The sequence below is a fragment of the Geodermatophilus sp. SYSU D00867 genome, assembly GCF_054050315.1.
This window is the reverse complement of the sequence record NZ_JBJGZC010000009.1, coordinates 128,718-139,958: the sequence shown is the minus strand read 5'-3', so window position 1 is coordinate 139,958 and position 11,241 is coordinate 128,718. Positions and strand designations below refer to the sequence as shown.

12 protein-coding genes are annotated in these 11,241 nt (G+C 75.8%); all 12 read right to left on the bottom strand.

Features of this window, described 5'->3' with window-relative positions:
* Positions 1 to 5 precede the first annotated feature (5 nt).
* On the bottom strand, positions 6 to 371 hold the full coding sequence (locus ACI8AK_RS10660) for a preprotein translocase subunit YajC (RefSeq protein WP_456956184.1): 366 nt from the start codon (positions 369 to 371) through the stop codon (positions 6 to 8).
* 172 nt (positions 372 to 543) lie between these two features.
* Complete coding sequence (ruvB, locus tag ACI8AK_RS10655; RefSeq protein ID WP_456902765.1) at positions 544 to 1,668, bottom strand: Holliday junction branch migration DNA helicase RuvB; 1,125 nt, start codon at positions 1,666 to 1,668, stop codon at positions 544 to 546.
* Complete coding sequence (gene ruvA / locus ACI8AK_RS10650; RefSeq protein ID WP_387986746.1) at positions 1,665 to 2,303, bottom strand: Holliday junction branch migration protein RuvA; 639 nt, start codon at positions 2,301 to 2,303, stop codon at positions 1,665 to 1,667. Before ruvA ends, ruvB begins: the two co-directional genes overlap by 4 nt.
* Positions 2,300 to 2,866: a crossover junction endodeoxyribonuclease RuvC gene (ruvC, locus tag ACI8AK_RS10645; RefSeq protein WP_387986744.1), complete on the bottom strand. Its 567-nt coding sequence runs from the start codon at positions 2,864 to 2,866 to the stop codon at positions 2,300 to 2,302. Before ruvC ends, ruvA begins: the two co-directional genes overlap by 4 nt.
* Before the next feature lie 382 nt (positions 2,867 to 3,248).
* Positions 3,249 to 4,001, bottom strand: coding sequence for a YebC/PmpR family DNA-binding transcriptional regulator (locus ACI8AK_RS10640; RefSeq protein WP_387986741.1), 753 nt, complete (start codon positions 3,999 to 4,001; stop codon positions 3,249 to 3,251).
* Between the two features lie 88 nt (positions 4,002 to 4,089).
* Positions 4,090 to 5,211 (bottom strand): heparan-alpha-glucosaminide N-acetyltransferase domain-containing protein, encoded by a 1,122-nt coding sequence (locus ACI8AK_RS10635; protein ID WP_456956182.1) that lies wholly within the window; start codon positions 5,209 to 5,211, stop codon positions 4,090 to 4,092.
* Between the two features lie 21 nt (positions 5,212 to 5,232).
* Positions 5,233 to 5,772 carry a hypothetical protein gene (locus ACI8AK_RS10630; protein ID WP_456902762.1) on the bottom strand — a complete coding sequence of 180 codons (540 nt, stop codon included), beginning with the start codon at positions 5,770 to 5,772 and terminating at the stop codon, positions 5,233 to 5,235.
* A gap of 11 nt (positions 5,773 to 5,783) precedes the next feature.
* Positions 5,784 to 6,995 carry a glycosyltransferase family 4 protein gene (locus ACI8AK_RS10625; protein WP_387986734.1) on the bottom strand — a complete coding sequence of 404 codons (1,212 nt, stop codon included), beginning with the start codon at positions 6,993 to 6,995 and terminating at the stop codon, positions 5,784 to 5,786.
* Positions 6,995 to 7,930, bottom strand: a complete 936-nt coding sequence (locus ACI8AK_RS10620; RefSeq protein ID WP_456956180.1) for a phosphatidylinositol mannoside acyltransferase — start codon at positions 7,928 to 7,930, stop codon at positions 6,995 to 6,997. The genes ACI8AK_RS10625 and ACI8AK_RS10620 overlap by 1 nt, the downstream gene beginning before the upstream one ends.
* A complete protein-coding gene (gene pgsA / locus ACI8AK_RS10615) occupies positions 7,927 to 8,559 on the bottom strand; it encodes a phosphatidylinositol phosphate synthase (protein ID WP_387986728.1) in 633 nt (210 codons plus the stop codon). The genes ACI8AK_RS10620 and pgsA overlap by 4 nt, the downstream gene beginning before the upstream one ends.
* 2 nt (positions 8,560 to 8,561) lie before the next feature.
* Complete coding sequence (locus ACI8AK_RS10610; protein ID WP_387986726.1) at positions 8,562 to 9,152, bottom strand: HIT family protein; 591 nt, start codon at positions 9,150 to 9,152, stop codon at positions 8,562 to 8,564.
* Positions 9,149 to 11,212, bottom strand: a complete 2,064-nt coding sequence (gene thrS, locus ACI8AK_RS10605) for a threonine--tRNA ligase (protein WP_387986723.1) — start codon at positions 11,210 to 11,212, stop codon at positions 9,149 to 9,151. Before thrS ends, ACI8AK_RS10610 begins: the two co-directional genes overlap by 4 nt.
* Positions 11,213 to 11,241 lie beyond the last annotated feature (29 nt).

Below are 11,241 nucleotides of genomic sequence, written 5' to 3'. Positions count from 1 at the left end.
CTCCGTCAGAGGGTCTTGCCGGTGGAGCCGTCGCCCGGCCGGTCGTCCCGGGGCGTGGTCTCGTCCGGGGCGGGCTCGACCACGGTCTCCCCCGACACCACCGGGCCGGGCACCTCGCCGGCCACCGGGCGGACCTGGAGGACCGCCTGCCGGGCGTAGGTCACGACGACGCCCGGGGCGATCTGGACCTGGATGGTGGCCGGGTCGTCGAGACCGGCCACCGTGCCGTACACGCCGCCGGCCATGGTGACCGGCACGCCGATCGCCAGCGCCGACTGGGTCTGGGTCTGCTGGCGCTTGCGGGCCCGCGCGGGGAGCACGACCAGCGCCACGAACGCCAGGACGAGCAGGAGCAGGGGGAACAGTCTCACGACGGGAGTGCCTCTCTACCGCGTCGGCTGCACGCGGTCGGTGCGGCCCGGGTCGGGACCGCTCGGGTACGTCGGTCGTGGCGCGCGGGGCACCGTCCGCGCCGACACGGGATCGCACGGCCGGGACCGGTCGGCCCGGGGAGGGCCGAGTTGCGCGCCAGCGCCGATGAGTCTAGGCGTCGAAGAGCGGTTCCGACGACGCGCCCGGGTCACGCGGGACGGCTGTGACACCCCCGAGGGGGATGCCGCCGCGCGGCACCGGGTGGCCGAGGTGCCGCCAGGCCGCCTCGGTGGCCACCCGCCCGCGGGGGGTGCGGGCGAGCAGGCCGGCGCGGACGAGGAAGGGCTCGCACACCTCCTCGACGGTGGTGGGCTCCTCCCCCACCGCGACCGCCAGCGTGGAGACGCCGACCGGGCCGCCGGAGAAGCGCACGACCAGCGCCTCGAGCACCGCCCGGTCCAGCCGGTCCAGCCCCAGGTCGTCGACGTCGTAGAGCGCCAGCGCGGCCTGCGCCACGGCACGGGTGACCCGGCCGTCGGCCTCGACCTCGGCGTAGTCGCGCACCCGGCGCAGCAGCCGGTTGGCGATGCGCGGCGTCCCGCGGGAGCGGCCGGCGATCTCGGCCGAGCCGTCGTCGGTGAGCTCGACGCCGAGCAGGTCGGCGCTGCGGGCGAGCACCTGCTGCAGCTCGGCCGGCTCGTAGAACTCCATCTGCCCGACGAAGCCGAACCGGTCGCGCAGCGGCCCGGTCAGCAGCCCGGCACGGGTGGTCGCGCCGACCAGGGTGAACGGGTTGATCTCCAGCGGGATCGCGGTGGCGCCGGGCCCCTTGCCGACGACGACGTCGACCCGGAAGTCCTCCATCGCCATGTACAGCAGTTCCTCGGCGGGCCGCGCGATGCGGTGGATCTCGTCGATGAACAGCACGTCGCCGGGGCCGAGGTTGGACAGCATCGCGGCGAGGTCGCCGGAGCGCTCGATCGCCGGGCCGCTGGTGATCTTGACCGAGGTGCCGAGCTCCGAGCCGATGATCAGCGCGAGGCTGGTCTTGCCGAGCCCGGGCGGGCCGGACAGCAGCACGTGGTCCGGCGGGCGGCCCCGGCGCTTGGCGCCCTCGAGGACCAGCGCGAGCTGGCGGGCGACCTTGGGCTGGCCGATGAAGTCGGTGAGCGAGTGCGGCCGCAGCGCGGACTCGACCACCCGCTCCTCGTCCCCGGCCTGCGGGGAGACGGCGAAGTCGCGGCTGATGCCGGACTCCACCTCGCCGGTCAGCGACCGGTCGAACGGGGCGCTCACGACCGGCCCAGCAGCTGCAGCGCCTGGCGCAGCAGCAGCGCGACGTCGACCCGGCCGGTGCCGGCGAGCTGCTCGTCGGCGACCGGGGCGAGGGCGGTGAGCGCGGTGTCGGCCTCCTTGGTGGACCAGCCGAGCCCGACCAGGGCCGAGGACAGCTGGTCGCGCCAGGGCGCCACCGGGGTGACCGGCGCGAGGCCGGCCGGGGCGGGGCCGTCCAGCTGGGTGTCGGTGGTGGTGGCGCCGAGCCGGTCGCGCAGCTCGAGGATCAGCCGCTCGGCGCCCTTCTTGCCGATGCCGGGCACCTGCATGAGCGCCTTGACGTCGGCCGTGGACACCGCGCGGCGGACCTCGCGCGGCGGGTGGATGGCCAGCACCGCCTGCGCCAGCCGCGGGCCGACGCCGTTGGCGGTCTGCAGCAGCTCGAACAGCTGCCGCTCGTCGTCGTCGGCGAAGCCGTAGAGGGTGAGGGAGTCCTCGCGCACGACCAGGCTGGTGGCCAGGCGGGCGTCCTCCCCCACCGCGAGCCGGGCGATGGTGCCGGGCGTGCACTGCACGGCCAGGCCGATGCCGCCGACCTCGACGACCGCGCCCTCGGGGCCGACCGCGGCGACCCGGCCGCTCACCGAGGCGATCACCGGGACACCCCCCGCCAGCGCGGCAGCGTCCGCTGCACCACCGGCGCGCCGATGCCGCCGGCGATCGCCGCGACCCGCAGCCGGTCCTGGGCCGGGCCGCGCCACACGTGGCAGACCGCCAGCGCCAGCGCGTCGGCGGCGTCGGCCGGCTTGGGGGCCGACGTCAGCCCCAGCACCCGGGTGACCATGAGGGTGACCTGCTCCTTGTCCGCGCGGCCGTTGCCGGAGATGGCCGCCTTGACCTCGCTGGGCGTGTGCCAGGCGACCGGCCGGTCTGCCTGCGCCGCGGCCAGCGCCGCGACCCCGGCCGCCTGCGCGGTCCCGGTGGCGGTGCCCTTGTTGTTCTGGGTGAAGACCCGCTCGATGGCCACGACGTCGGGCCGGTGCTCGCGCAGCAGCGCGGTGACCTGGGTGTGCAGCTCCAGCAGCCGCAGCTCCAGGTCCAGGTCCGCGGAGCTGCGGATCACGCCGACGCCCACGGCGGCCGGGCGCGCGCCGGGACGGCCGTCGACCACACCCCAGCCGCACCGGGTCAGCCCCGGGTCGATGCCGAGCACCCGCATGCCCGCTCCCCCTCTCACCGAACGCGTGTTCGACCGCAACCGTAACCGTCCCCGACGACGGCCCCGGGACGCAACACGCGGCACGGTCCGGGGAGCGACACGCGGGCGCTCAGCCGACCCCGGCGGCCACCAGCGGCGCCGCGCCCGGGTCCGGCCACCTGGGCGGAGCCGCCGGTGTCGATGTCCAGCGGCAGGGCGGCGAGCGGGCTCCGGCGCGGCGGTTCCCCGCGGCACCGGCCCCACCGGGGCGCGGCGCCCCACCGGGCCGCCGTCGGCCGGCGCGGCCCGGACCGCCGGCGGGTGGACCGTCGCCGCGGCGCCGGCGGACCGGATCGGGCCGCTGGGGTGTGGTGTCCGGGGCGGCCGGTGCGCCGGTGGCGCCTCAGCCGACCTTCTCGAGCACCTCGTCGGAGACGTCGTAGTTGGCGTAGACGTTCTGGACGTCGTCGAGGTCCTCGAGCGCGTCGATGAGGCGGAACACCTTGCCGGCGCCCTCCTCGTCGAGCTCGACGGTGACGCTGGGCACGAACCCGGCCTCGGCCGAGTCGTAGTCGATGCCGGCGTCCTGCAGCGCGGTGCGGACGGCGACCAGGTCACCGGGCTCGCAGACGACCTCGAAGGTGTCGCCGAGGTCGCGGACCTCCTCGGCGCCGGCGTCGAGGACCGCCATGAGGACGGTGTCCTCGTCGACGCCGTCGGCCTGCGGGACGACGATGACGCCCTTGCGCGTGAACAGGTAGGACACCGAGCCGGGGTCGGCCATCGAGCCGCCGTTGCGGGTCATCGCGGTGCGCACCTCGGAGGCCGACCGGTTGCGGTTGTCGGTGAGGCACTCGACGAGCACCGCGACGCCGCCGGAGGCGTAGCCCTCGTAGGTGATCGACTGGTACTCGACGCCACCGGCCTCGGCGCCCGAGCCGCGCTTGACCGCGCGGTCGATGTTGTCGTTGGGGACCGAGGACTTCTTCGCCTTCTGGATGGCGTCGTAGAGCGTCGGGTTGCCCGCCGGGTCACCGCCACCGGTCCGGGCGGCGACCTCGATGTTCTTGATCAGCTTGGCGAACAGCTTGCCGCGCTTGGCGTCGATCGCGGCCTTCTTGTGCTTGGTGGTCGCCCACTTGGAATGGCCGCTCACGACTGTCCTCCCTCGTCCCGACGCCCGGCACCGGCGCCCGGACGCACCGGTCGATCCTACCGGCGGCGCGCCGGTGCCCGTTCCCGCCTCAGGAGCCGGCCGCCCGCCGCGAGCTCCAGGCCAGCAACCCCTCCAGCGGTCCGCGACCCAGCCGGGAGCGCCACGCCGACGCCAGCAGCAGGGCGGTCAGGCTGAAGCGCGCCCACAGCCCCCAGTCCCGCCCGTACTCGACGTCGAGCACGGCGATGGCGACGATCTGGGCGGTGTAGACCGACAGCGCCAGCGCACCCACCGAGGCGACCGGGTGGGTCAGCCGCGGCAGCAGGTCGGCGACGACCAGGCACACCCCGAGGACCGCGACGGCGACCCCGCCGGACCCGACCACCTCGAACGGCGTGCTGCTGTGCGGCTCGGCGCCGGCGAACCAGGCCGGGTCCCAGCCGCCGGCGGCGCCGAAGCCCTCCTCGATCCCGGCCGGCCGCTCCCCCGGCGCGAACGCCCGGGTGGTCAGCCGGCCGCCGAGGTAGCCGAGCACCGCCGTGACCGCCCCGCCGGCGACCAGGCACGCGCGCACCCGGGCGGCGCCGAGGTCCAGCCGCCCCACCGCGAGCCCCACGAGCACGAAGGCGAGCCACACCGCCGCCGGGTAGTAGCCGGTGAACAGCAGGAAGGCGAACGCGCCGTCCTCCTCGCCCTGCCCGGTCGCGTACCGCCCGGCCGCCAGCGTGAGCGGCGGCCCGGCCAGGGCGACGACGGCCGCGGCGGCCAGCAGCCGCGCCGGGGACCAGCGCAGGAACGGCAGCGCGAGCACGAACAGGACCGCGTAGACGCCGAGGATGATCGCGACGAAGGTGTCCAGCAGCTCCAGGACGCCGCCGATCGCGAACACCCAGGCGGCGCGGACGAGGACCCGGGTCCGGGCCCGCGCGAGCTCGTCGTCCGCGGGCGGGGTGCGCCCCCCGGACAGCAGCGCGATGGACACCCCGGCCAGCGTGGCGAACAGGATCGACGAGCGACCGTCGACCACCGCGCGCCAGGTGGCCGGGTCCCAGCCGAGGTCGCCGGTGTCGCCGAGGTGCGCACCGAACATGCCGAGGACGGCGAGCCCGCGGGCGAGGTCGACACCGCGCAGCCGCCGGCCCGCCGGCCGCTCCCGCACCGGGCCCGCGGCGGGACGCGCGTCCCCGGCCTCGTCCTGTCCCGTCGTCATGCGGTCGTCCGCCGCGGGCGCTCAGGCGCGGGGCGTCCCGGCGCCGGTCGGGACGGCGTCCAGGCCGTCCTCGACGTCGAAGAAGCGCGGCAGCGGCCGGTCGGCGTGCAGCCGCAGCAGCCGGGGCAGCCGGCGCTGCCGCAGCAGCGCGGTGTCCCGGACGGCGTCGTTGTAGAAGCGCCGGGCCAGGGCCATGCGGGCCTCGGCCTCGGCCAGCTCGGCGAGCAGCTCCGCGGGGACCCCCGGCAGCTCCGCCGGGAGGGCGCGCAGCTCCCGGCCCAGGGTGTTCTCGGCCAGCTCCCGGTCGCCGGCCGGGGTCCGGCGTGCCTCGTAGGCGGCGGTCTTCAGCCGGGACGCGCGGTCCTCACCGAGCGCGGCGCTGTACCCGGAGGACAGGTCCTCGGCCAGGGCGGCGCGGGCGCGCAGCCGGTCCTCGAGCACCGTCCGCGCGCGGGCGACCCGGGCCTCCAGCCGCCGCAGCCGGGTGAGCGTCCAGGCGGTCCAGGCCAGGAGGAGGACGACGACGACCGCGGCGACGAGCAACCAGGCGGCGGGCGTCACGTCGGCCAACGCTAGCGGCGGACGCGCCTCAGCAGGGAGGGGAACACCCCGTCGGTGGCTCCCGTCACCTCCGGCCACGCCTCGTCGTCGCCGGCCGTGACCTCCCCTGCGCCGGGGAGCACCACGGTCTCGTAGACGGCGAGCACCCGGCGGGCCACCACCTGCCAGTCGTAGCCCGCGGCCACCTCGCTCCCGGTGGCCGACAGCGCCGCGCGCCGGGCGGGGTCGGCGAGCAGGTCCGACAGCGCCCGGGCCAGCGCCGCGCCGTCCCCGCGGCGCACCAGCACCCCGGCCGCGCCGTCCTCGAGCACCCGCGCGAACGCGTCGAGGTCGCTGGCCACGATCGGCGCACCCGCGGCCATGGCCTCGATGAGCACCACGCCGAAGGACTCCCCGAGCAGGTTGGGCGCGCAGTAGACGTCCACCGAGCGCAGGAACGCGGCCTTGTCGGCCTCGGGGAGCTCGCCGAGCAGGGCCACGTGCGGGCGCAGGTCCTCCCCCACCGCGTCCCGCAGGGCGTCGGGGTCGCCGCGGCCGGCCACCAGCAGCCGGGCGCCGGGGTGCTCGCGGACGACGGTCCGCATCGCCTCCAGCAGCACCGGCAGGCCCTTGCGCGGCTCGTCGTAGCGGCCGAGGAACCCGATCGTCGGCCCGTCGACGCCGCGCGCGGCCCCGGGCAGGGTCGGCCCCTCGGCGAAGAACCCCACGTGGACGCCGTTGGGGATGATCACCGCGTCGCCGCCGAGGTGCTCGACCTGCACGCGCCGGGCGAAGTCGGAGACGGCGATCCGGCCGGTGATCCTCTCCAGCCACGGGCGCACGACCGGGCCCCAGGCGGCCAGCCACTTCGACCGCACGGTGGCGGCGTGGAAGGTGGCCACGATCGGGCCGGTGGCGATCATGCAGACCAGCAGGCCGATCGACGGTGGCGCCGGGTCGTGCACGTGGACGACGTCGAAGTGGCCCTCGCGCAGCCAGCGGCGCACCCGCGCCGCGGACACCGGCCCGAACTGCACGCTGGCCATCGAGCCGTTGTACGGGATCGGCACGGTGCGCCCGGCCCAGGTGAGCCAGGGGTCGGTGAGCGACTCCTCGTGCTCGGCCGGGGTGAGCACCTCGACGTGGTGGCCGAGCCCGCGCAGCGTCTCGGCGAGGTCGCGCACGTGGTACTGGACGCCCCCGGGCACGTCCCACTGGTAGGGGCAGACCAGGCCGATCCGCATCAGCGACGCTCCCCCGCCGGCGGGTCGGGCGGCACGTCGGCCCAGACGCGCCCGAGCACGTGCCAGTCCTCCGGCTGCCGCGCGATGTCGGCGGTGAACGCGTCGGCCACGCCCTGCATCGCCGTCGCCACCCGGTCCCTCAGCCGGGTCCCGCCGTCGAGCGGCACCTCCTCGCCGACCTGCAGCACCCACCCGCGCTCGCTGAACCGGCAGGTGACCGGGTGCAGCGAGGCGCCGGTCTGCGCGGCCAGCAGCGCGGGCCCGCCGGGCATGGTGGCCGGCCGGCCGAGGAACTCCACGGGGACGCCGCCGGAGCCGAGGTCGCGGTCGACCAGCAGGCACACCGAGCGCCCGGCCTCCAGCCACTCGCGCAGCACCGCCGAGCTCGGCCGCTCCCCGCCCGTCAGGGGCACCACCCGCATGCCGAGGGTCTCCCGGTAGGCGAGGAACCGCTCGTACAGCGACTCCGGCCGCAGCCGCTCGGCGACGGTCATGAACGGCTCACCCAGCCAGTCGAGGAACCACACGCCGGCCGCGTCCCAGTTGCCGCTGTGCGGCAGCGCCAGGATCACCGGCCGGCCCTGCGCGCGGGCGCGGGCGAGGTGGTCGATCCCGGGGACGACGGTGTCGCGCAGCACCCGCGCGGTGCCCAGGCGGGGCAGCCGGAAGGCCTCCTGCCAGTAGCGGGCGTAGGAGCGCAGCGCGCGGGCGGTGAGCGCGTCGAGCTCGTCCTCGGCGAGCTTGCCGCCGGTGGCCACGCGCAGGTTGGCCCGCAGCTGTCGGGTGCCCCGGCCCTCGCGGCCGGCGGCGAAGCGGGCCACCGCGTCGAACGCGCCGCGGGCCACCGGCTCGGGCAGCCACTGCACCGCCTGCCAGCCCGCGGCGTAGCCGAGGTCCGTGGCCCGCGCGGCCGCCCGCGCCCGGAGGCCGCTCACGGGGCCGGCGCCGACGGCGTCAGCGACTTCCCCCGGGCGCCACGGTGGACGGCGGCCACCCGCTGCGCGACGGTCACCGCGCCGCCCACCACCAGCAGCCACAGCCCCACGTCGACGGCGTACGGCAGGCCCAGGCCGGTCAGGCCGGTGCCGGTGAGCACCAGGATCAGCCGCTCGGTGCGCTCGACCAGGCCGACGTCGCACGGGATGCCGACGCCCTCGGCCCGCGCCTTGATGTAGCTGGTCAGCACGCCGAGGACGAGCCCCACCATCGCCAGCAGCGCGAGCAGCCGGTCGTCGCCCTCGCCGGTGTACCACCACACCAGCGCCCCGAAGACGGCGGCGTCGACGGCGCGGTCGCAGGTCGAGTCCAGCACCGCGCCGAACGCCGACCCGCCGCCGCGGGCCCGCGCGAGCGCGCCGTCGAGCATGTCGAGCAGGACGAACAGCGTGACGGTGAACGCGCCCCAGAACAGGACGCCGTGGGCCACGAGCGCCACCGCCGCGACGATCGCGCCGACGGTCCCGGTGACCGTGATCGCGTCCGGCGTCACCCCCGCCCGCGCCAGCCGGGTGACCACCGGCGCCCAGAACCGGCCGACGGCCGCCCGGGCGCCCGACCCCAGCACGGTCAGTCCCCCGTCTGCGCGGACGGGGCCGACGACGCAGCCCCCGGCCAGGCCGCGGCCAGCAGCGTGCGGGTCTCGGCCAGCACCTGCGGCAGCACCCGGGTGAGGCCGATGACCGGCATGAAGTTCGTGTCGCCGCCCCAGCGCGGCACCGCGTGCTGGTGCAGGTGGTCGGCGATCCCGGCCCCCGCCACCGACCCCTGGTTCATCCCGATGTTGAAACCGTGTGCTCCGGTCACCTGCCGCACCACCCGCATCGCCGTCTGCGTGAACGCGCCCAGCTCGGCGACCTCGGCCTCGGTCAGGTCGGTGTAGTCGGGCACGTGCCGGTAAGGGACCACCATGAGGTGCCCGGCGTTGTAGGGGTAGAGGTTCAGCACCGCGAACACGGTCGCGCCGCGCGCCACCACCAGCCCCTGCTCGTCCGGCATCGCCGGGATGAGGCAGAACGGGCAGTCGTGCTCGCCGGTCGGCTTGCCCGATCCCCGGATGTACGCCATCCGGTAGGGCGTCCACAGGTGCTCGAAGACGGCGGCCGGCCCGCCGTCGTCGGCGGAGACGGGGACCGTGAAGCCGTCGGGCCCCACGGTCACCGCGACTCCAGCGGCGCGTCCGCCGTCGGGTCGGCGTTGTGCCGCGCGGCCACCCAGGCGACGACGGCGTCGACGGCCTCGTCGACCGGCACGCCGTTGCGCTGGCTGCCGTCGCGGTAGCGGAAGGAGACCGCACCCGCGTCGGCGTCGGTGGCCCCGGCGATCAGCACGAAGGGCACCTTCTGCTTGCTGGCGTTGCGGATCTTCTTCTGCATGCGGTCGTCGGAGTCGTCGACCTCGACCCGGATGCCGCGGGCGCGCAGCTTCAGCGCGACGTCGGTCAGGTACCCGACCTGGTCGTCGGTGACCGGGATGCCGACCACCTGCACCGGCGCCAGCCACGCGGGGAACGCGCCGGCGTAGTGCTCGGTGAGGACGGCGAAGAAGCGCTCGATCGAGCCGAACAGCGCGCGGTGCAGCATCACCGGCCGCTGGCGGGACCCGTCGGCGGCGGTGTACTCCAGGCCGAACCGCTCGGGCAGGTTGAAGTCGACCTGGATGGTCGACATCTGCCAGCTGCGGCCGATGGCGTCGCGGGCCTGCACGGAGATCTTCGGGCCGTAGAACGCCGCGCCGCCCGGGTCGGGGACGAGTTCGAGGCCGGAGTCCAGCGCCGCCTGTCGCAGCGCCTCGGTGGCGACCTCCCAGCTCTCGTCCGACCCCACGGACTTGTCCGGGTTGCGGGTGGACAGCTCGAGGTAGAAGTCGCTGAGGCCGTAGTCGGCGAGCAGGCCGAGCACGAAGTCGAGCAGCCCGCGCAGCTCCCCGGCCATCTGCTCGGGGGTGCAGTAGATGTGGGCGTCGTCCTGGGTGAAGCCGCGGGCGCGGGTGAGCCCGTGGATGACGCCGGACTTCTCGTACCGGTAGACGGTGCCGAACTCGAACAGCCGCAGCGGCAGCTCGCGGTAGGAGCGGCCGCGGGCCCCGAACACCAGGTTGTGCATCGGGCAGTTCATCGGCTTGAGGTAGTAGTCCTGCCCCTGCCGGCGGACGGTGCCGTCGGCGTCGCGCTCCTCGTCGAGCTGCATGGGCGGGTACATGCCCTCGGCGTACCAGTCGAGGTGGCCGGAGATCTCGAACAGCCGGCCCTTGGTGATGTGCGGGGTGTTGACGAAGGAGTAGCCACCCTCCTCGTGCCGCCGGCGGCTGTAGGCCTCCAGCTCCCGCCGGACGACGCCGCCCTTCGGGTGGAACACCGCCAGGCCCGACCCGATCTCGTCGGGGAAGCTGAACAGGTCCAGCTCGGCGCCGAGGCGGCGGTGGTCGCGGCGCTCGGCCTCGGCGACCTGCTCCAGGTACGCCTTGTGCGCCTCGCGGCTCTCCCACGCGGTGCCGTAGACCCGCTGCAGCTGCGGGTTCTTCTCGCTGCCCCGCCAGTAGGCGGCGGCCGAGCGGGTGAGGCTGAACGCCGGGATGTTCGAGGTGCGCGGCAGGTGCGGGCCGCGGCACAGGTCGGTCCACAGCCGCTCGCCGGTGCGCGGGTCGAGGTTGTCGTACATGGTCAGCTGCGCGCCGCCGACCTCGACGGAGGCGCCGTCATCGGAGGACGCAGCCTCGCCGCCCTTCAGGCCGATCAGCTCGAGCTTGTACGGCTCGTGCGCGAGCTCCGCGCGGGCGTCGTCGTCGCTGATCTCCCGGCGGGCGAAGCGCTGCCCGGCCTTGACGATCTGCTGCATGCGCTTCTCCAGCGCCTGCAGGTCCTCCGGGGTGAACGGCTTCTCGGGGTCGAAGTCGTAGTAGAAGCCGTTCTCGACCGGCGGGCCGATGCCCAGCCGGGTGCCGGGGAACAGGTCCTGCACGGCCTGGGCGAGCACGTGCGCGGTCGAGTGCCGGATGACCGCCCGGCCCTCGGGGCTGGCCGCGACGACGGGCTCGACCTCGGCGTCGGCGTCGGGGGCCCAGGCGAGGTCGCGCAGGTCGCCGGTGGCCAGGTCGCGGACGACGACGGCGCCGTCGGGGCCCTTGAGCGCGACCCCGGCCTCCTTGAGCGCCTGCTCGGCCGTCGTCCCGGCCGGCACCCGGATCGGGGTGGTTGCGGCAGGGGGAAGCGCGGCGGACACGGGGGCTCCTGGGGGGTCGCGAGGTGCTC

Bases quoted from the DNA above. Each gene is read 5' to 3' on its own strand.
- ruvC (WP_387986744.1), bottom strand. From the start codon at position 2,866: ATGCGGGTGCTCGGCATCGACCCGGGGCTGACCCGGTGCGGCTGGGGT.
- ACI8AK_RS10625 (WP_387986734.1), bottom strand. From the start codon at position 6,995: ATGCGGATCGGCCTGGTCTGCCCCTACCAGTGGGACGTGCCCGGGGGC.
- ACI8AK_RS10635 (WP_456956182.1), bottom strand. From the start codon at position 5,211: ATGACGACGGGACAGGACGAGGCCGGGGACGCGCGTCCCGCCGCGGGC.